This window comes from Enterobacter sp. T2 (assembly GCF_010692925.1).
Taxonomy (GTDB): domain Bacteria; phylum Pseudomonadota; class Gammaproteobacteria; order Enterobacterales; family Enterobacteriaceae; genus Enterobacter; species Enterobacter kobei.
Genome location: NZ_CP048736.1, coordinates 3,010,292 through 3,029,362, shown reverse-complemented (window position 1 = coordinate 3,029,362; position 19,071 = coordinate 3,010,292). Strand labels below are relative to the sequence as shown.

Genomic DNA, 19,071 nt, shown 5'->3' with positions numbered 1-19,071 from the left:
TAACAAAAATGATTATGTTAAAAATATTATATTCGCCGTAAGAATATATGCTTGTCAGACAAAATCGTTGGGGATAGTGTGGTTTGTACATCAGATTTCCTGGTGTAACGAATTTTCAAGTGCTTCTTGCATAAGCAAGTTTTGATCCCGGCCATCCCCATGACCGGGATTTTTTTCGCGCTATCGATTGGCTTCAGACACGCTAAAGTCGTGTATATCAAGCTCGAAGGCCTCCGCCAGTTCGCGGTAGGTATGGTAATCCCTCCCGTTCACCATCACCCTCTCGGAATCATCCTCTGCACGACGTACTTCGGATTCACTGATCTCATTGATGGCGGCCAGCAGGGCATCGACATCCACTTCGACTTCGCGCTTGATGGTGTCGCTATACGCTTTGTTGGTCTTCATTACGGGGTACCTCATATAAACGTGTCCACGGTTAAGTATAGACCGCACACAAAAACGGCATTCGCATCCGTCAGCGATGTCAGCGCATGCGTTTTGTTCTACACTGGCTCAAAACCAGAGGAGGAATGTATGAAGGTCAACGATCGGGTTACCGTTAAAACGGACGGTGGGCCGCGCCGCCCGGGGGTGGTACTGGCAATTGAAGAGTTCAGTGAGGGGACAATGTACCTGGTATCACTGGAAGACTACCCGCTCGGCATCTGGTTTTTTAATGAACTGGGGCATCCGGACGGCATTTTTGTCGAAAAAGCGGAGTAACACAGCGTCGGGTGGCATTGCGGTTGCCCGACAACGCCCACATAAGCAAAAATCTCTGGCCTGGCCAGAGATCAAAGGTAGGGTGCAAAGGGGTTTAAGCCACTAACGCATGTTGACGAAAATCCCGTTCGTCACATTATCGGTCAAACGTACCACGTGATAGATCACTTGCTTATTATGCGTTTTAATTTTCCTTTTAATATTTCCTTTATGTGATGAAACGGTTTTTGCTTTAATATTCATCTGGTCAGAGATCTGAATAGTTCCTTGTCCTGCCATCCACATTCGCAGCATACTTGATTCAGTCCTGCTTAATGATAGGGTGGGTAAGTTAACCGCTCCTACATTTTTAACTTCTTTATTCAAATAATCACCCAGAATGTCATCCAGCGACTCGGGCTTAATCGACTTAGAACTGATCAATAAATTTTTACGGACCAACAAATACTCATCGAAATGGATATTCGCGATCGCCATAAAAACAATAAACAGAGTTTTTGGATGCTGATTAATGATTTGCTTAATGTGCTGACTGTTGGCTGGATCGTGAATGAAACAGTCCTCATTAATAAACACCACGCCTGGTTTTAGTTCGTCACAAGCGGCTGCGAGTTCGTCAACGGTGTGTGCATCGTTGATGTCTCTCTTTCTTACCCCTCTGCTTGCCAGGTACCCGGTTAACCCTAGCCGGGTGTAGCTGCATAAATCCATAATGATCGTTGACATGGCATACCCTCACTCAATGCGTAACGATAATTCACCATCTGCCTGAGAGCTCAAAACAGCCATACGGGATGGAAAAAAATAATAAACCTGTGAGCATGACAAAGACTTTCAGGCGGACTCACTATCCCGTAAAGTTACGTATAATTTGCCAGGAATCTTCTTAAAGTAAAGTAAATATTAAGTATTGTGAGGTGGTTAGAAACAATTAAACCCCGTCAGATATATCCTGGAAGATGTTTTTCATGTTTTATTTTAGGAATATCCTCAGAAAGACAATATCAATCGTGAGGACTATTATTTACGTGGCAGCTCGCTGACAATATCTGCTAACAGATTGAATATCTCGCCGAATAAGTGTTCACAGAAGGGGGCGATAAGGGGCATCAGTAATGACATTAATAAAATTCCGACCGTCAACGTCAGCGGAAAACCGATCACAAAGATGGAGAGCTGCGGTGCCATGCGGTTCAACAGACCTAATGCCAGGTTGACGGTCAGGAGCAGGGTGATAATCGGCAACGCCAGCATCAGGCCGTTGAGGAAGATCAGCCCCGCCGCGCGGGTGAGCGCGAGAAAGGCATTGCTGTTGACCGGGTTTTCACCAATCGGCAGCGTATGAAAAGTATCCACCAGCATGGAGATAAGCCACAGATGACCGTTAAACGACAGGAACAGCAGCATGGCGAGCAGATCGATAATGCGCGCCAGCACCGGCATGTTGAGGTGGCTGCCGGGGTCAACAAACGTGGCGAACGATAAGCCCATCTGCAGGCCAATCAGTTCCCCGGCCGTGCGAACGGCGGCAAAGGCGAGCTGCATGGTAAAGCCTACGGCAACGCCAATCATCACCTGCTGTAATGCCACCCACACCGCATTCGCGGAGAAGATCGGAATATCCACCGGGGGAAGGGAAGGGGCGACGATGATGGTGATGATAATGCCCAGCCCCACTTTGACACGCTTGGGGATCGATTTCTCGCTGAAAATCGGGGCGGTGGTGATCAGTGCCAGAATGCGCAGCATCGGCCAGAAATAGACGCCGAGCCACTGAACCCACTGGTCGCTGGTGAAGTGCAGCATCGTCAGGTCAGCCGATGATATACGGAAGATTGGTAAACAGGTTGCGCATATAGTCCAGCAACAGGTTCAGCATCCACGGTCCGGCCACGATAATCGCCACGAATACGGCGATGATTTTCGGAATGAAGGACAGCGTCATTTCGTTAATCTGCGTGGCGGCCTGCAGAATACTGATAATCAGACCGGTAACCAGCGCGACAAGCAGCAGGGGAGCGGCAACGGCAATGGCGATTTTCATCGCTTCCGTGCCCATCATCATGACCGATTCGGGTGTCATTGCCGTTCCTTAACTGTAGAAACTCTGCGCCAGCGAACTGACCAGAAGCTGCCAGCCATCGACCAGTACAAAGAGCATGATCTTAAAGGGCAGGGCAATGGTTGCGGGCGGCACCATCATCATCCCGAGCGCCATCAGGACGCTGGCGATCACCAGGTCGATAATCAGGAACGGAATGAAGATGGTAAAGCCAATCTGAAACGCCGTTTTCAGCTCGCTGGTGACGTAGGCTGGCAGCAAAACGCGCATGGGTACCGCTTCCGGCCCCTGCAATTCGCCGGTATTGGACAAGCGAACAAAGAGTGCCAGATCCGCTTCGCGCGTCTGGCGCAGCATAAATTCCCGCAGCGGCTGTGCGCCTTTATCCAGCGCCTCCTGCATGGAGATTTTATCTTCGCTGAACGGCTGGTACGCGTCGGTATAAATCTTATCGATGACCGGCGACATAATGAAAAAGGTCAAAAACAGCGCCAGCCCCAGCAGCACCTGGTTTGGCGGCGCGGAAGGGGTACCGAGCGCGTTTCGCAGCAGACCAAAGACGATAATGATGCGGGTGAAGCTGGTCATCATCAGCAGGATGGCCGGGATAAAGGTCAGCGAGGTGATGAATACCAGCGTCTGTACCGGGAGCGACCAGCTCTGACCGCCACCGGCAATGGGCGTTGAGACCAGACCGGGCAGTTGCGCATAAACCGCGGGAGCAAACAGGCCAATGCCCGCAAGCGTAAGGGATAACAAACGGCGCATCAGGATCTCCCGGAACGCTTAAGCAAACTCTTCATGACGGACTGAAAATCCGCAGGGGCTTGTGCGCGCTCCTCCACCGTGACAGGGGCGGGCGGCAGTTTATGTAATACGTTGATGTTCGAGGCGGTGACACCCAAAACCAGACGCGCATCGTCCACCTCGACGATAACCACGCGTTCACGCGGCCCCAGCGTGGTGCTGGCGCTCACCTTCAGGCCGCGGGTTCCGGCGGTTTTACCCGCCAGACCAAAACGCTTCGCCAGCCAGGCGGCGATAAGAATAAAGGCAATAATACCGAACAACGCCCCGCTCACCTGGAGCAGCGGGGAACCGGGAACGGCAGACGGTTGCGATAGTGTTGCCTGGGTTTTCATACTTATCGGCTCAGACGACGCATACGTTCAGACGGGGTGATGATGTCCGTGATACGCACGCCGTATTTATCGGCAACCACCACCACTTCACCCTGAGCAATCAGATAACCGTTGATCAGAATATCCAGCGGCTCACCCGCCAGACCGTCAAGGGCCACGACGGAACCCTGCGTCAGGCGCAGCAGCTCTTTAATGGTCATCCGGGTGCGTCCCAGTTCAACGGTCAGCTTGACCGGGATGTCCATAATCAGGTCGATATCCTGCAGCGTGCCGCTGACGTCACCGCCGCCGAGTTGCTGGAATACCGCATCCGCTGCGCTTTTCGTTGGGGTCGCTTTTTGTTCGTTTAACGCGTCAGCCCACAGATCGTCCAGTGCTCCGCTGTTTTCATCGGACGGATTGTTCATGTCACTCATTTGGGCTGTTCCTCATTCAGCGAATTCAAAATCGGGTTGATCAAGTGCTCAACGCGTAACGCATACTGACCGTTAATCGTGCCGTACTGGCTTGTCAGCACGGGGACACCATCCACATGGGCAATAATGCGGTCGGGTTTGTCTATCGGCAAAACGTCGCCGGGTTGTAATTTCAGGATCTGGGATAACCGCATTGAGATGTCGGCAAAGTTAGCCACCAGCTCAAGCTGTGAGTGCTGGACCTGGCGAACCAGGTTTTCACGCCAGTTCTGATCTTCGTTGCGTGAGTTTTCCAGCGGCGGGTTAACCAGCAACTCGCGCAGCGGTTCAATCATGCTGAACGGCAGACAGATATTGAACTCGCCGGTCAGGTTACCGATCTCAACGTGGAACGGCGTGTTGACGACGATATCGTTCGGGGAGGTGGTGATATTGGTAAATTTCACCTGCATCTCGGAACGAACGTATTCCACTTCCAGCGGGTTAATCGCTTTCCACGCGTCGCTGTAGGACTCCAGCGCCAGCTTCAGCATGCGGTTGATGACGCGCTGTTCGGTGTGGGTGAATTCACGACCTTCTACTTTGGTCGGGAAACGCCCGTCGCCGCCGAACAGGTTATCCACCGCAATGAACACCAGGCTTGGCGAAAACACGACCAAACCGGTGCCGCGCAGCGGCTTCAGATGAATCAGGTTAAGGTTGGTTGGCACCGGCAGGTTGCGGGCAAACTCGTGATACGGCTGAATGCGGATCGCACCGACCGTGATATCCGGGCTACGACGCAACAGGTTGAACAGCCCCATTCGGAACTGACGTGCAAAACGTTCGTTAATGATCTCCAGCGCCTGCAGACGTTCACGAACTACGCGGCGCTGGGTATTCGGATCATAGGGACGAATATTGTCGTCACCCGTTAGGCCCGGTTGCGGATCATCGTTTTTATCGCTGTCGCCGTTGAGCAGCGCATCGATTTCTGCCTGAGAAAGAATACTGTCGCCCATGTCGTTACCGCAGAATGAAGGCTGTATACAGAACGTCAGTGACTTCCTGCTTAGGTTGGCCGTTTACCAGCGGAGTGGCCAGCGTCTCTTTGATGGCGTCGACCAGCTTTTGCTTACCCACGTCGGTGGCCAGCGCGGAGGCGTCCTGACGAGAGAACAGCAGAAGAAGACGGCTACGCACTTCCGGAAGATAATCATTCAGGCGCGCGCGGGTGGCTTCATCCTTCAGGCGCAGCGTAATACCGACATACAGCACACGATCCGCATCACCGAGGTTAACGGTGAAGGTGTCCAGAGGGAAAAAGACCGGCGCCGGCGGCGGTGCGGGTTCGGCTTTGGCGGCAGCGGTTGAAGGTTCCTGCTGCATACGCCAGTAACTATAGCCCGCGGTAGCGCAGGCGGCGAGCGTGATCAACACCAGCAGCGGGATCCAGATGGAACGCTTACTTTTTTTGGTGATAGCGGAGTCTGTCATCTGATACGAGCTTCCTGTTTCGGTACAGCTTAATAAGGTGATTATCCCGTGTCCTGCCGTCGTCAAAGCGTGGAAAAGACGGGGATAATCACGCTACCTCTGGCGTTTAGGCGAAGATGTCTACGGCGCTGTTACCGCGCGCCGCGGATTGCAGGGCGGCAGGGGTGGGCAGTAGCTCCTCGCTCTCTTCATTAAATCCGCCGTTGTGACCGGAACGTGAAGCCTGATGCTGCTGCGATGAGGATTGCTGTTGCCCGGCAAAGCTTTCGCTGCTGACGCTGCTCTGAGAGAGCTGAATACCGTTCTCTGCCAGTGACGTCCGCAGGACAGGCAGTGCCGCTTCCAGCGCCGCGCGCACGTGGCTGTGTGCCGAGACCATCTGCAGCTGCGCCTGGTTATCATCCAGTTTAAGCGAGATTTGCACCTGGCCCAGATCTTCCGGGTGCAGGCGCAGCTCCGCAGTCTGTTGCCCCTGCTTAGTGAACAGCGTGATGTGCTGGCTCAGGGACTGCTGCCATTCGTGAGTACCCAGCGGCTGGCTTAACACCGGCGCGGTGGCAACGGTGGCGGCAGGCTGGCTGGTGGCATGACTGGACATGATCGGCGCCAGGGTAGCCGTGGGTGAGGATGATGAAGAGGAACTGGCGAATTCCTGCTTCTCTGCCGCAGCGGCCACGACCGGAGTGACTGGCGCATTGGCGGAGAGATCCGGGCCGTTGTTTTTCGCATGACTCTGATAAGGTGCGGAAAGCTGCGCTTTATCGTGGTCTCCCGCTGCCGCGTTCAGGGGGAGTGGCCCGCTGCGTTTGGCGAAAGCGTCGCTGAACTCAATGTTGAGGTTGCGGAAACGCCGTTACTGCCCGCCGCGTGAGGCGTGCTGGTCTGCTGGTGCGGCAGCATTGCCATCAGCGCGCTTAATCCGGCCAGCTCTTTTTCGCTCAGTTCGCTTTTGCTGTCATCCTTGCTGTTGGCCGCATTGAGCGTTTTCAGGGCATCGCCCTTTGACAGCGGCACCAGCCCGGAAATCAGGGTTTCAGGCGTGGCAAGCTGCGCCGTTTCATCGCCACTCAGGGCTGGCTGACGCGCTAGCAGGTCGGCAATTTTGGCCTGCAGCGCGGTATCGCCTTTGGCGTCCTGAGCGACTTTTGACAGCTTACTGCCAGCGGCTTTCAGGTCAGCCAGGGTCAGCGGCGCATCTTTGCCCTTGCCCGTCGCGTCCGTCAGGGCACCCGTCAGCAGGGAGAGAAAGTCTTGCGCACCGTCGGTGCCTTTCCCTGTTTGCATCCCGCCCGACAGGTCGCTGTCGCTCATCAGCAGTTGTTGCAGTGTGATCATTCCGGTTTCCTCATTGATGCGCGCTGGGCAAACTCATCCATTTTTTTCTGATCCAGACGGTTTTCCGCCAGGGTCGCGGCTGCGATCTGCCGGTCCTGTAAGGTTTGCCAGGCCTGCAGCCGCTGTTTTTTCTCACGCCAGAAATTCAGCGCGGTATCGACTTTTTGGGTCCACTGGTTAAGCTGCTGGCGGTGCTGCTCTATCGCCTTCTCCAGCGTCTGGATAAACTGCTGATAGTTAATCCACCGCTGGCTTCCAATGCCCTGGGTCATATCGGTATTGAGGTTGGTGCGATACTCATGCTGATAGTCGATTAACATCTTCAACTGTTCTTCAGCCTGCTGGCACCCGCGTCGCATTGCGCCAAGCTGCAATGCGGCATCATCAACTTCTTTTTCAGCCAGATCTTTCAGCGTTGATAACGCGCTGTTTTGCGCCATGACCTTCGCCCTCCACCTGTGTTACACCTGCGGGAAAATCAGCTCCAGAGCCTGGATTGAATCTTCCCAGTCGGCACGTTCAAAAATGCCCTGTTGTAAAAACGCCTCCAGCTGCGGCCACAGGCTAATCGCTTTGTCGAGCATAGGATCGCTGCCTTTGGCATACGCCCCCACGCTGACCAGATCGCGGTTGCGCTGGAAGCTGGAGAGGAGTTGTTTAAAGTTACGCACGCGGGCGTAATGCTTCTCGGTGATCAGCGCCGTCATTGCGCGGCTGATGGATGCTTCAATATCAATCGCCGGGTAGTGTCCGGCTTCAGCCAGACGACGCGATAACACAATATGACCGTCGAGAATGGCGCGCGCGGAGTCGGCAATCGGGTCCTGCTGGTCATCGCCTTCGGTCAGTACCGTATAAAATGCAGTGATGGAGCCACCGCCGCTGATGCCGTTCCCTGCGCGTTCAACCAGCGCAGGAAGTTTGGCAAAGACCGAAGGCGGGTAGCCTTTGGTGGCCGGTGGCTCACCGATAGCCAGCGCAATTTCACGCTGTGCCATCGCGTAGCGGGTGAGGGAGTCCATGATCAGCAGCACGTGCTTGCCGCGGTCGCGAAAATCTTCGGCAATACGGGTGGCGTAGGCGGCACCCTGCATACGCAGCAGGGGTGACACATCCGCCGGGGCGGCGATTACCACTGAACGGGCCCGGCCTTCCGCACCCAGAATGTTTTCGATGAAATCTTTGACTTCACGGCCACGCTCACCGATCAGCCCAACGACGATCACGTCGGCCTGGGTATAACGCGCCATCATGCCGAGCAGGACCGATTTACCCACGCCGGAGCCGGCGAACAGACCCATACGTTGTCCGCGTCCTACCGTGAGCAGGGCGTTAATCGGCCGTACGCCGGTATCCAGCACATGCTCGATAGGGGTACGCTGCAGGGGGTTAAACGGCTGGGTGATCAACGCCCCGGTTTCGGTGGTGTCCGGCGCAGGCAGGCCATCCAGCGGTTTCCCGCTGCCGTCGAGCACGCGGCCGAGCAGGGCCGGACCAAGCGGCAGCTGTTTCCCGCTTTGCAGGCCGTCGCCGCTGATGTTTTTCGCGTAGACGCGGGCGCCGGGGAGAATACCTTCCACCTCTTCAAGCGGCATCAGGAACAGTCGCTGACCGTTAAACCCAACCACTTCGCTTTCGACTTCACGCGTTTCCGAGCCATCCTGACGCTCAATCACACAGGTTGCGCCCAGCGGAAGCTGCAGGCCGGTGGCTTCCAGTACCAGACCGGTCGCGCGCGTCAGTCGTCCATAACGACGAACGGATGGCAGTTGCGCCATCTTCGTCTCAAAGTTGTCGAGCGTGTTGAGCCAACGGGTGAGGCGTGCGGTCATCAGACGACTCCCGGTGCCGCCAGGCGGCACAGTTCCTGCCAGCGTGTGGCGACGCTGGCATCCAGGTCACCTTCGTCGGCAGAGACTTTGCAGCCGCCGTGGTGTAACGACGGATCGCCGCGCAAACGCCAGCCGTGCAGGCTGAGGGTTGCCCCCAGACTCTCTTCAACGCGCTGCAGATCGTCCGGGTGAACGCGCAGCTGCGGTTTGCCGCTGAACAGCGGCTCCTGCTGCAGAAGCCCCTGAATCTGTTTGATCAGCGCCGCGTTATCCACCACAGGCGTCTGGCCAATGACCTGACGCGCAGCTTCCAGCGCCATCTGCATCAGACGGGATGCAATCACGCTGTCCAGCGCGTCCAGCGTGTGCTGGAACTCGCTGACCAGCTGCTGCATGCGGGCGTGGATCGGCGCCTGCTGCTGACGCGCCTGGTCGATACCGTGCTCTAATCCTTTCGCCAGACCTTCCTGATAGCCCAGATCGTGACCTTTCTGGCGGCCTTCATTCAGACCGGCAGTGTAGCCCTGCTCATGCGCCTGCATTTGCAGCTGCGCCAGCATCTGCGCTTGCTTCTCCTCCTCGCTCAGCTCGGGCTGCCCGACGTCGACGTCAGGCTCTGCGGGTGAGACCTTCGCGGGCGTGAATTCAGAAAGGGGAGGGGCCAGATCGTCTGGCGTCCAGCGCTTCCACGACAGCTCATTAGACATAGGTGTCGTCTCCGCTGCCAATCACCATCTCGCCGGTTTCCGCCAGACGACGAACAATAAGCAGGATGGCTTTCTGTTCGTTCTCTACCTGAGACAGACGAACCGGACCGCGGTTGGCAAGGTCGTCGCGCAGGATATCCGCCGCACGCTGAGACATGTTGCGCAGGAACTTCTCGCGCAGCGGCTGTTCGGCACCTTTGAGGGCGATAAGCAGCGATTCGGAGTCCACTTCCTGGAGCAGGCGCTGGATGCTGCGATCGTCCACTTCGACCAGGTTTTCGAACAGGAACATCTCGTCGATAATTTTCTGTGCCAGCTCGCCGTCGAATTCGCGAACCGCGGTAATAACCGCTTCTTCCTGCTGCGTTTTCATCAGGTTGATGATTTCCGCCGCCGTTCTCACGCCGCCCATTTTGCTGCGCTTGAGGTTCTGACCGTCGAGCAGGTTGTTCAGTACTTCGGTCAGCTCCGCCAGCGCGGCCGGCTGGACGCCACCGAAGGTTGCGATACGCAGCATCACATCGTGACGCAGACGCTCTTCGAACAGGGCCAGAATATCGGCAGCCTGACCCCGTTTGAGGTGGACAAGGATGGTGGCGATAATCTGCGGGTGCTCGTCGCGAATAAGGTCGGCGGCACTCTGCGGCTCCATAAAGTTAAGCGTTTCGATCCCGCTGGCGGTATCGCGCGTTTCCAGAATGTCTTCCAGCAGGCTGGCGGCACGCTCTTCGCCCAGCGCCTTGACCAGGACGGAGCGCAGGTAGTCGTTGGCGTTGACGTTGAGCGCGGCAAACTGTTCGGCTTCCTGCTCAAATTCCGACAGCACTTCGGTCAGCTGTTTATTGGAGATCTGACGCACGTTGGCCATGGCCGCACTGAGGATTTGCACTTCCCGCTGGGAGAGGTGCTTAAACACCTCTGCCGCGCGGTCTTCGCCAATGGTCATCAGCAGGATGACGCTTTTATCGGTGCCTGTAAGCGTATTACTCATGTTCGTTACCCATCCACTGGCGGATGACCAGCGCCACGACGCGCGGATCGTTATCTGACATTTCGCGAATGCGCTGGCTCATCACTTCGGCGCCCATGCGCTGGTTAGCCCGACGCTGCTGCATCTGCTCATCTTTGCTGAGGCGAACTTCAACCGCTTCTTCCGTTTCCTGACGCGTAGACATCTGTTCGCGAGCGGCTTTTTCTGCTTCAGCACGACGCTGGAGCTGTGGACGAACGCCCTTACGCCACAGCAGCCACGCGACAATCAGCACCAGCAGCCAGCGTCCTGCGGACATCAGCTGGTCGATAAACGCCTGCTGTTGCCAGAACGGCAGTTCACCGCCGGTCTCTTCAACCGCGTTGAACGGCGAGTTCACCACGTTAAGGGTGTCGCCACGCTTCTCGGAGTAGCCCATCGCTTCGCGGGTCAGGTTTTCAATCTGCTTCATCTGCTCGGCGGTTAACGGCAACGGTTTGCCATCCGCCAGCGTTTTGTAGTTCACCACCACCGCAACAGAGAGACGCTGAATATCGCCCACGTTGAGTTTAGTGTGGCGGATCGTCCGATCCACTTCGTAGTTCGTGGTTTCGTTACGGCTACTGGTGCGTGGACCGGCGTTACTGGTCGTTGAGGTGGTCTGCTGATTATTTTGCTGACCGTTCTGCTGATTGGCCGGCGGCGTGGAAATCGGTGCCGCGTTTGCCGGAGCCGGCTGGTTAGAGAGCGCACCCGGCACGCCGCCAGGGTAGGCGCCGCCCACCTGTTCGCTGGAGTTGATCTGACGCGAGCGCATCACCGCCTGAGCCGGATCGCCGTTCGGGCTGTATTGCTCTTCGGTTTGTTCTTTATTAGAGAAGTCAATCTGCGCGGTCACCTGCGCATGCACGTTGCTGTTACCGACAACCGGGCCGAGGATCGCTTCAATGCGACGCTGGAGACGGTTTTCTACGTCTGCGGCATATTTCAGCTGCGCGTCGTTCAGGTCACGCCCGGCGGTATTGGATTGGGTCAGCAGGTGTCCGCTTTGATCGACCACCGTCACGTTACCCGGTGGCAGACCGGCGACGGCGCTGGAGACGAGATGCGTCACCGCGCTGATTTGCCCTTCGTCCAGCGCGCGGCCAGGTTCGAGGTTCACGGTCACGGAAGCTGAAGGGGATTTCTGTTCGCGAACAAATAAAGAAGGCTTAGGCATCGCCAGATGCACACGGGCACTCTTCACCGGGCCTAACGTTTCAATGGTGCGGGCCAGTTCACCTTCCAGCGCACGCTGGTAGTTCACCTGCTCGCTGAACTGGCTGATACCGAACTTTTCCTGATCCAGCAGCTCAAAACCGACCGCACCGCCCTTCGGCAGGCCCTGCTGAGCCAGACGCAGACGCAGCTCGTGGACCTTATCAGCAGGCACCTCAAGGGCACCGCCGTTATCGGCAAAGCGATAAGGGATGTTCATCTGGGTAAGCTGGGTGACGATGGCTCCGCCATCCTGATCGGAAAGGTTGCTGTAGAGCGTGCGGTAATCAGGGCTTTTTGCCCATAAAACCATCGCTACAAGGATGGCAATAGCGGCAGCGCCTGCCACGATCAACGGGATTTTAGGATTCGCGCGAAGGCGGTTCATCCACTCGAGTGATTTATTTTGTGGCGCTGTCGATGCTGTTGCACTCATTGCGCACCTCTTAAATCCTGGTGGTTTACGTTATTCGTGTAGAGAAACAAAACTGACTCCCGGGTCGGCAAACACGACAAAAGTTCCATATTGATGGCCCTGCCATTATTTGATGATTCCGGATTTTCTATGCGTCAAATAACCTGGTTTTTTCACGCTATTTACCGCCATTATCTTATTGACAAGCTGTTAGTCTTGACCGCGTAAAAAACCATCCAGGGGAGAGTCATGGCTATACAGGGCATTGAAGGGGTAATCAGTCAGTTGCAGGCAACGGCGATGACGGCCCGTAATCAGAATGTGGCAGAACAACAGCCGACCATCAGCTTTGCGGGGCAACTGCATGCCGCTCTTGACCGTATCAGCGATACCCAGACCGCGGCGCGTACCCAGGCGGAGAAATTCACCCTCGGTGAGCCGGGCGTGGCGCTGAATGATGTGATGGCCGATTTGCAGAAAGCCACGGTTTCCCTCCAGATGGGGATTCAGGTGCGGAATAAACTGGTGTCGGCGTATCAGGAAGTGATGGGCATGCAAGTTTAGGTTGTCTAACCTAATGATATTTATAATTAATAACCATCCGATCCCACGGTGTGGGGCATGGATGGGGCAAACTCACTCAATTTCTGGTTGAGGATGAGTACCTGGTCCTGGTTATTTTCAGCCATCCAGGATCCGTACACCCGGTAAACCATTTGCGCGTCGGTGTGGCCCATTTGCTTCGCGATGAAGTTCGGGTTTGCACCGGCAGCTAACGACCAGCATGCATACGTGTGTCGGGACTGATATGCTCTGCGATAGCGAATCCCGGCGCGTCGCATTGCCGCTTCCCACGACTGGTTAATCGACCCCACTGCGTAATGATGCCCGGCACGGCCATTACGTGATGCGATCTGCGGGTTGAACACGAACGTGCACGGATGCACATCAGTACGGCCATACTCGCGCAGTTTCACCTCGACCTGATACTGCTTACCCAGGCGTGTTAATTCGGCCTGGCTCTTCAGCACGTCGATCGCTGGCTGAATGAGGTTAATGATGCGGTCCGTTCCTGCCTCCGTTTTCGGAAGTGTGAATTCCTTCGTTAACGTGTGGTTCCGGCGGATCATCATCGTGCCCGCTTTCAGGTCGATATCTTCCCAGGCCAGCGACACAAGTTCGCCGTGGCGAACTCCGGTGTACACAGCCAGAGACCACATGTTTTTCAGCTGCTGGTGAGCGCAGGCGTTAATCATCCTGACAAACTCCTCACGCGTCAGCGGGTCAGGTTCGCAGCGCGACCGCTTAAGCATGGCGATCCCGGTGAACGGGTTCACCCTGACATACCCGCTGTCAGCAGCAAACTTAAACATCCCGCCCATTATCTTCATGTAGTTGTTGACCGTTCTGACCGAGCGGCCTTTAACCGGCGTTTTCTGCCCAGCTTTCAGGGTGTGATAACCGGTCAGCAATTCCTTTCTGATAAACAGCAGGTCTTCCTGCGTTACTGCAGATACCAGCCTGTCACCTCCGATCCTTGGCACCATGTTGCGCGCTATAGATGAATAGCGTGACATAGCGTTGGTGCTGATCTCCATGCGTTTCAGTTCCAGCCACTTATTCGCCAGCTCCAGCACGGTGATCTCCTTGCTCTCCACCCCAAACTTTCTAAGGTTCGGTGAGTCCGGGAACTGAGCGGCATAGTTGAAGTTGCCAGTCTTTATCGAAAAGCACACCGACGCGCGCAACTCGCCAGCGACCTTTCTGTTTTTTGGTGTATCCGGCACGCCGAGGCTTTCACGCACCCGGCTGCCTTTATAGATGAACCATATGCGGAGCGTGCCGCCATGATTCTCCACGCCTGTTGGGTATGCTGACTTAGCCATTATTCCCTCCTGACGTCCAAGAGCCCGCTAAGCATAAACGGATCTTCATTGGCGCGCACCCGGCTGTTTCTTTGACATGCTCTCAACCCACTGGTCGACAGCCTTGCGGTTGTACATGCATTCGCTGTTTTTCTTCGGCACGCCGTCCGGGGAAACATGCAGATATTCCCGACCGACCATCCAGCAATTTTTACGGGCCCGCTCAATAGTGCCCGGGCGCAGGCCGGTAATTTCGACGAGCTTTTCTTCGGTTACCCAGTCGTTGGGCACGATTAAGATCATTTCGCTCATGGTCGCTCCTATGACATCGTTTTATAGAACTGCGGCTGGTCTGGCGTGGCCGCGCGTAATTCGTATTCGTAATGAATCTGATAAGTGCCGCCGTCCCATGCGACATAAACCCGCGGCTTATCGTTTTCCGGCTCCAGCAGGCTTTCGACTATCCCCGTCAGTCCGCCGGTTTTCTTCTGGACTATTGCGCCCACATTAAAAGCAGCCATTGCACACCTTCCGGTTCGTGAAGAAATGATATGAGAGCGCCCAGCGCCATAAGTGCGGCGATGAGCCAGGTCATGGGATTTGATTGCATGGTTAACTCCCAAAAAGAAGCCCGGCGCGGGGCCGGGCAAAAGGGATTACGTGGCAGTGCTTTCGCACCCAATAGCCAGCTCATAACTGGCTATAAGTTGCGTCAGCCGTCTTCATCTTCGTCCCAGTCCTCGTCGTAATATGGCGAGGCGAGAAGTGGGTTAGTTGCTGAGAGAATCTCTCCGGCTGCACCCTGTCGCTGAAGTCGACGAAGTGCTTCGTATAGCTCGAAAGCCTCGGTTCGCTCATCACCAATATCGAGGGAGCACGCCACTTTGTGCGCCTCTGTGACCAGAGTTGATAGCTGGTTTCTGATGTCCTGAATGGTGCTCATAGTTCTCCTTACGCCGCGCGCTGGGCGCGCAGCTTCTTCAGATGTTCTGCTGTTTCGATTTCTTCGGCGATCCGCTCAGCCTGTGCTTTGGTCAGCGGTTCGAAATCCTGGTTAAAGCGGCCCATGCTGGCGATGCAAGTGCGACCGTTGCGGATGTAGTGGATTACTTCGTGGGTAGCGCGCAGGATTTTGCAGGGCGCGCCGTGGGGATCGGCATACCAGGTATTAGGCTGGATTATCCTGAACATTGGGCACCACCTTAAATTCGATTACCCAGACCCATGGGTTAGCCTCCCAGTTATCGGCACCGTAGATGCTCATCCAAAGGTCACGGAAGTTAATGCGATATTCCCAGCCGGGAAGAACTCCGCCAGAAGGCGGCGTGATGCCTTCAGACTTTGCATCGTCCTCACTCAGATCTCTAAGTCGCTCAACACGCACGCCGGTAATCTCCAGCGTTAGACGACTCGCCCAGCGCGGCATGTGAATCGAAGGCGTCCATTTACCATACGGGCCGTTGCCGTCTGACGCATAAAGAAGAGCTGAACAACCAGTGGGCTAGTCATGGTCCGGAACCGCGCTGAATGTTTCGCGCACCCAGATATGATCTCCGACGTCACCGTATGGGCAAGAAAACTGCTTTGAGCGTGATTTAATACCCCGGGCATCTTCCTGAGACCAGAAATACATTCCGATCTCTTTGGATATCGAAGACTCAATGATGCGTCGCACGCCAAACTCTGGAGTGTCTGGCTGAACCTTCATAATCCTCCGCGTCTGCGTCTTCCGGCCATCGAGAATGGCGCGCACCATCTCGGCGTTAAAAATCATTCCACGCTCTTTCACTGGATACCCCTCTGCTTATTCCTCAATTCGATAACACTCTGGCACTCAGCGCACGTCTGGCAGCCGGGTACGGCAGCGCGCCGAGGCGCCGGGATGTCTTCCCCGCACTCTGCGCAATGCTCAGCTGATACGGCGTTACGGTTCAGACGGTGAGCGGAAAGGGCAGCGTTACGCTGAAGCTCTTCTATCTCTGCTGCGGTATCGATGATGTCGGCCATGGTCAATGCTCCCGGAACTGTCGATTAATTCGGTTGAAGGTGAACGCCAGCAATAAAAAAGGAGCTTTAAGCTCCTGGGTGATTAGTGCCGTCATGCTGCACCGCCATCATTCTTCTCGGCTTCGACAGCCATCTGCTCAAGCCGTCGCGATAACTCGGCGGCCAGAGTCTGGAACTCTTCATCGGTCGCCACCGGGATCGGCACAAAGCGAATCCCGATGTGTGCGAGGTTATTTGCAATCTCGAGGCTTTTCCTCAAATCAACGGGCGAGGCTCGGTTCATGCGGCGCGCTCCGCCATAATTTCGGCCTTCTGCTCATCGTTGAGCATGTCGTCTGAGACGATCGCCACTCGGTTACTTGCGCTCCACGATACTGGAGCACTTTCTTTCAGCGCCTTATTCAGCGCCTCAGCAGCATCACACACAGCTTGCGGCAAGCAGTAATAGTCATCACCATCAGGCATTATCTCTTCGCAGTGCTGTTCCAGGTCGAACTCCGGAGGGTAGTTAGGCTCGCAAATCATTAACTGCAACTCGCTAGGCAGCAGGGAGTGCTCACAGCAATAATCAGCCAGCGATTCAGCGTCGAAAAAGTACTGGTCATCATCAAAGATAACGAGCGGCTCTCCCGCCCATACCACGCGCTCAAAGGTGGCGAACTTAGCCTGGCGGCTTTCGCGGTGGCATACTTCGCAATAGCCATTAGTGCTATGAATGGGGTGCTCTTCAGGTTTGTTTTTGCACTTACGATGAGTGGCGCCGCACCAACGCGCCTGGTGCTCGTCACCGCCCCAGAAACGACCTTGGCGGTCTACCCAACCAGTTACAGTCTGGATGCTGGCCGCTTCGTCGCTGTCCATCATCACGATTTTTTCAGTTTTCATATTCATTGTTCGGCTCCAAACCGCCCGTTAAGGCGGCCAGTTTTGACGACGAACTCCAGAAGGCTAACTCCCAGAGCTTCAATTTTCTTGTGATGCTTGTTGATGATGGGAGGCACCGTTTCGTTCCAGTTAGGCTTTGGCTTCTTGCGCATGGCCTGCTGGATTTCCTCGGTGCAGCGGCGGCAGGCGGCGCGGATGGCGTTGTCTGTTTCTGGCGTCATGCGGCCTCCCTGCGGGCGAGAAGTTTCGCCCCGAAAGCCATTAGCTCGTCCCGGTCCACAGTTGCGAAGTGGCAGTGTGTACGCGGGTACGGTCGCCAGATGATGAGCATCGACCCTTTGTTGTTGCCGCTTACCGGCTTACCGGTGACCGGGTTGATAAATGCCAGCCGCCCGGCAGTTATAAAGCGAACCTCGCTGGCGGTCTGGATAGCCTCTTTAAACCAGCCTACGGAAGTGTCTGCCGGTACCAGCATGACCGTGCCGATCTGATTGGCGCTCTCGGCTGCGGCCTTCTTCACGAATGGCGTGATGTCGCTGTATGGCGGGTTCAGCCATACGTATCCGGGAATGCTCAGATAATCAGCCCAGGGCGTTTCCAGTGTGTTCTGCTCGGCTGTAATGAACTCGCGGCATAGCGCGTTATGCGACGCTGCGGCGGCATCCAACTGAAAGCAGAACTCAGCATCCAATGCAGCGAAGAGGGCTGGTGGAGTTCGCCAAAGGTCGCGCTGATCCGCTGGTGTTTTTGTTTCGTATACGTAATCCATCTTCACCTCACTATGAATTTTTGAGGATGGAGAATGCTGCCGCTGCCACTCGAGGAACCTGTCCATTGCCAAGGGCTTTAATTCGGTCCACCCTATGGGCCATCCCATGAACCACTCGACCCATTCCGGGCTCAGCTGTCCATCCTGGAGTGGCTGCGACCCATCCGGCAATGGACGCATCTTTATCGCACTCGGTAAGTCTGGAGTCCTGCGCAGCCGCTCGCTTGGACAGTCGCCGCGGATCGTTGCCTTCGCTGTAGGCCACAATCCACATCCTGTCTCTTTCATGGGGCGCGCCGCAGTTCGATGCTGAAACACGAAACCACTCGCAGCCATACCCCATTTCGGTAAGGCCACCGATGACCACGGCAAGACCTTTTCCCCTGAGTCGCGGCGAATTTTCCACGCAGACGAATATAGGTCGTACTTCACTGACGATTCTCGCCATTTCTGTCCACAGTCCGGAACGATGTCCGTTGATGCCGGCGCCATTACCATTTGCGCTGATGTCCTGGCAGGGAAACCCGCCAGAAATGACGTCAACAATTCCTCGCCATGGCTTTCCGTCAAAACTACGCACGTCAGACCAAATCGGGAAAGGTCGGAGAATTCGATCGTTTTGTCGTTGCGCGAGAACTTGCGCTGCGTAGGCATCACGTTCAACTGCGCAAACTGTTCGCCAGCCAAGGAGGTGTCCTCCGAGTATTCCTCCGCCAGCGCCTGCGAAAAGAGCCAGCTCATTCATGCCGCCTCCCGTCTGCGTGCCAGCAACGGCCCGTCGTGTCCTGCGCTAAAGCTTTCAACCATCGCCCGGCAACACGCCGGACAGCAGCTATAAGTCCTTTGCGGCTCTCCGTCGAATTTCCAGTAAGAGGAACGCATAGAGGCGGAGAACGTGGCGCAGATATCGCAATGAAAGGATTCTGTTTCCAGAACCCTCATTAGCTGAGGCTCGGTGAGTTCGAACTTTCTGGCGATAGACGCATGCTCAAGACCGGCATCAAGCAGGGCTTCAATCAATTGCAGATCGTCGATTGTTAATTTCCCACAACGATAAAGGCCCATGCTGCTGGCTTTCATCTGGATAGACGCTTTGGTGCGCTGTAACGTTGCGCACAGATCATCCATATCCATGTACAGATAAGTTTTCGACAAAAAAATGGCCTGAGATTCAGGCCAGGGCATTGAGTGCATCTGCATTGTCATA

General features: G+C 55.6%; 27 protein-coding genes and 3 pseudogenes. 2 read left to right on the top strand and 28 right to left on the bottom strand.

The features are described 5' to 3' along the window. Window positions 1-180: 180 nt before the first annotated feature. On the bottom strand, window positions 181-408 hold the full coding sequence (yodD, locus tag G0034_RS23455; protein WP_014884403.1) for a YodD family peroxide/acid resistance protein: 228 nt from the start codon (window positions 406-408) through the stop codon (window positions 181-183). A 129-nt stretch (window positions 409-537) separates the two neighbouring features. On the opposite strand from yodD, the gene dsrB reads away from it, so the two are divergent. Then, the gene (gene dsrB / locus G0034_RS23450; protein ID WP_013097741.1) at window positions 538-726 is read left to right on the top strand and encodes a protein DsrB; all 189 of its coding nucleotides are present in this window, start codon (window positions 538-540) and stop codon (window positions 724-726) included. 102 nt (window positions 727-828) lie between these two features. On the opposite strand, the gene rcsA is transcribed toward dsrB, so the two are convergent. The 14 genes and pseudogenes from rcsA to fliF all read right to left on the bottom strand — a co-directional run bounded on the left by rcsA (window position 829) and on the right by fliF (window position 12,359). Further along, window positions 829-1,452: a transcriptional regulator RcsA gene (gene rcsA / locus G0034_RS14750; protein ID WP_008500313.1), complete on the bottom strand. Its 624-nt coding sequence runs from the start codon at window positions 1,450-1,452 to the stop codon at window positions 829-831. Between the two features lie 278 nt (window positions 1,453-1,730). Further along, window positions 1,731-2,532: pseudogene (gene fliR, locus G0034_RS14745) on the bottom strand (flagellar biosynthetic protein FliR). A 7-nt stretch (window positions 2,533-2,539) separates the two neighbouring features. Continuing rightward, window positions 2,540-2,809, bottom strand: coding sequence for a flagellar biosynthesis protein FliQ (gene fliQ, locus G0034_RS14740; protein ID WP_008500315.1), 270 nt, complete (start codon window positions 2,807-2,809; stop codon window positions 2,540-2,542). Between the two features lie 9 nt (window positions 2,810-2,818). Continuing rightward, the gene (gene fliP / locus G0034_RS14735; RefSeq protein ID WP_014884401.1) at window positions 2,819-3,556 is read right to left on the bottom strand and encodes a flagellar type III secretion system pore protein FliP; all 738 of its coding nucleotides are present in this window, start codon (window positions 3,554-3,556) and stop codon (window positions 2,819-2,821) included. Further along, window positions 3,556-3,930: a flagellar biosynthetic protein FliO gene (gene fliO, locus G0034_RS14730; protein ID WP_014884400.1), complete on the bottom strand. Its 375-nt coding sequence runs from the start codon at window positions 3,928-3,930 to the stop codon at window positions 3,556-3,558. The genes fliP and fliO overlap by 1 nt, the downstream gene beginning before the upstream one ends. A gap of 2 nt (window positions 3,931-3,932) precedes the next feature. Then, a complete protein-coding gene (gene fliN / locus G0034_RS14725; protein WP_014884399.1) occupies window positions 3,933-4,346 on the bottom strand; it encodes a flagellar motor switch protein FliN in 414 nt (137 codons plus the stop codon). Continuing rightward, window positions 4,343-5,347, bottom strand: a complete 1,005-nt coding sequence (gene fliM, locus G0034_RS14720; protein ID WP_014884398.1) for a flagellar motor switch protein FliM — start codon at window positions 5,345-5,347, stop codon at window positions 4,343-4,345. The genes fliN and fliM overlap by 4 nt, the downstream gene beginning before the upstream one ends. Before the next feature lie 4 nt (window positions 5,348-5,351). Then, a complete protein-coding gene (fliL, locus tag G0034_RS14715) occupies window positions 5,352-5,822 on the bottom strand; it encodes a flagellar basal body-associated protein FliL (RefSeq protein WP_014884397.1) in 471 nt (156 codons plus the stop codon). Between the two features lie 106 nt (window positions 5,823-5,928). Beyond that, window positions 5,929-7,157 (bottom strand): annotated as a pseudogene (fliK, locus tag G0034_RS14710) (flagellar hook length control protein FliK). Then, window positions 7,154-7,597, bottom strand: coding sequence for a flagellar export protein FliJ (gene fliJ / locus G0034_RS14705; RefSeq protein ID WP_014884395.1), 444 nt, complete (start codon window positions 7,595-7,597; stop codon window positions 7,154-7,156). Before fliJ ends, fliK begins: the two are co-directional and overlap by 4 nt. A gap of 21 nt (window positions 7,598-7,618) precedes the next feature. Next, on the bottom strand, window positions 7,619-8,989 hold the full coding sequence (gene fliI, locus G0034_RS14700; protein WP_179121031.1) for a flagellar protein export ATPase FliI: 1,371 nt from the start codon (window positions 8,987-8,989) through the stop codon (window positions 7,619-7,621). Next, entirely contained in the window at window positions 8,989-9,696 is a 708-nt protein-coding gene (gene fliH / locus G0034_RS14695) for a flagellar assembly protein FliH (RefSeq protein ID WP_071922097.1), read from the bottom strand. The genes fliI and fliH overlap by 1 nt, the downstream gene beginning before the upstream one ends. Continuing rightward, window positions 9,689-10,687, bottom strand: coding sequence for a flagellar motor switch protein FliG (fliG, locus tag G0034_RS14690; protein ID WP_008500327.1), 999 nt, complete (start codon window positions 10,685-10,687; stop codon window positions 9,689-9,691). Before fliG ends, fliH begins: the two co-directional genes overlap by 8 nt. Continuing rightward, complete coding sequence (fliF, locus tag G0034_RS14685; protein WP_023330812.1) at window positions 10,680-12,359, bottom strand: flagellar basal-body MS-ring/collar protein FliF; 1,680 nt, start codon at window positions 12,357-12,359, stop codon at window positions 10,680-10,682. Before fliF ends, fliG begins: the two co-directional genes overlap by 8 nt. Before the next feature lie 228 nt (window positions 12,360-12,587). On the opposite strand from fliF, the gene fliE reads away from it, so the two are divergent. Next, window positions 12,588-12,902 (top strand): flagellar hook-basal body complex protein FliE, encoded by a 315-nt coding sequence (fliE, locus tag G0034_RS14680; protein ID WP_014884391.1) that lies wholly within the window; start codon window positions 12,588-12,590, stop codon window positions 12,900-12,902. A 26-nt stretch (window positions 12,903-12,928) separates the two neighbouring features. Here fliE and G0034_RS14675 read toward each other — a convergent pair whose 3' ends face one another. The 13 genes and pseudogenes from G0034_RS14675 to G0034_RS14615 all read right to left on the bottom strand — a co-directional run bounded on the left by G0034_RS14675 (window position 12,929) and on the right by G0034_RS14615 (window position 19,070). Then, window positions 12,929-14,224 carry a tyrosine-type recombinase/integrase gene (locus G0034_RS14675; protein ID WP_179121030.1) on the bottom strand — a complete coding sequence of 432 codons (1,296 nt, stop codon included), beginning with the start codon at window positions 14,222-14,224 and terminating at the stop codon, window positions 12,929-12,931. 45 nt (window positions 14,225-14,269) lie between these two features. After that, window positions 14,270-14,515: an excisionase family protein gene (locus G0034_RS14670; RefSeq protein WP_179121029.1), complete on the bottom strand. Its 246-nt coding sequence runs from the start codon at window positions 14,513-14,515 to the stop codon at window positions 14,270-14,272. Window positions 14,516-14,523: 8 nt separating this feature from the next. Continuing rightward, the gene (locus G0034_RS14665) at window positions 14,524-14,724 is read right to left on the bottom strand and encodes a hypothetical protein (RefSeq protein WP_047748000.1); all 201 of its coding nucleotides are present in this window, start codon (window positions 14,722-14,724) and stop codon (window positions 14,524-14,526) included. Window positions 14,725-14,915: 191 nt separating this feature from the next. After that, entirely contained in the window at window positions 14,916-15,146 is a 231-nt protein-coding gene (locus G0034_RS14660) for a hypothetical protein (protein WP_023306352.1), read from the bottom strand. Window positions 15,147-15,154: 8 nt separating this feature from the next. Next, complete coding sequence (locus tag G0034_RS14655; RefSeq protein WP_129318017.1) at window positions 15,155-15,394, bottom strand: DUF4222 domain-containing protein; 240 nt, start codon at window positions 15,392-15,394, stop codon at window positions 15,155-15,157. Continuing rightward, a pseudogene (locus tag G0034_RS14650) lies at window positions 15,372-15,977 on the bottom strand (hypothetical protein). Before G0034_RS14650 ends, G0034_RS14655 begins: the two are co-directional and overlap by 23 nt. A gap of 11 nt (window positions 15,978-15,988) precedes the next feature. Then, window positions 15,989-16,210 carry a TraR/DksA family transcriptional regulator gene (locus G0034_RS14645; protein WP_179121028.1) on the bottom strand — a complete coding sequence of 74 codons (222 nt, stop codon included), beginning with the start codon at window positions 16,208-16,210 and terminating at the stop codon, window positions 15,989-15,991. A gap of 91 nt (window positions 16,211-16,301) precedes the next feature. Beyond that, window positions 16,302-16,493 (bottom strand): DUF1382 family protein, encoded by a 192-nt coding sequence (locus tag G0034_RS14640; protein WP_148400007.1) that lies wholly within the window; start codon window positions 16,491-16,493, stop codon window positions 16,302-16,304. After that, window positions 16,490-17,101, bottom strand: a complete 612-nt coding sequence (locus G0034_RS14635; RefSeq protein WP_179121027.1) for a hypothetical protein — start codon at window positions 17,099-17,101, stop codon at window positions 16,490-16,492. The genes G0034_RS14640 and G0034_RS14635 overlap by 4 nt, the downstream gene beginning before the upstream one ends. After that, the gene (locus G0034_RS14630; protein WP_023300422.1) at window positions 17,098-17,316 is read right to left on the bottom strand and encodes a hypothetical protein; all 219 of its coding nucleotides are present in this window, start codon (window positions 17,314-17,316) and stop codon (window positions 17,098-17,100) included. Before G0034_RS14630 ends, G0034_RS14635 begins: the two co-directional genes overlap by 4 nt. Then, window positions 17,313-17,864 (bottom strand): phage N-6-adenine-methyltransferase, encoded by a 552-nt coding sequence (locus tag G0034_RS14625; protein WP_179121026.1) that lies wholly within the window; start codon window positions 17,862-17,864, stop codon window positions 17,313-17,315. The genes G0034_RS14630 and G0034_RS14625 overlap by 4 nt, the downstream gene beginning before the upstream one ends. A gap of 10 nt (window positions 17,865-17,874) precedes the next feature. Further along, window positions 17,875-18,609, bottom strand: coding sequence for a DNA cytosine methyltransferase (locus tag G0034_RS14620; RefSeq protein ID WP_179121025.1), 735 nt, complete (start codon window positions 18,607-18,609; stop codon window positions 17,875-17,877). Then, window positions 18,606-19,070, bottom strand: coding sequence for a hypothetical protein (locus tag G0034_RS14615; protein WP_179121024.1), 465 nt, complete (start codon window positions 19,068-19,070; stop codon window positions 18,606-18,608). The genes G0034_RS14620 and G0034_RS14615 overlap by 4 nt, the downstream gene beginning before the upstream one ends. Window position 19,071 lies beyond the last annotated feature (1 nt).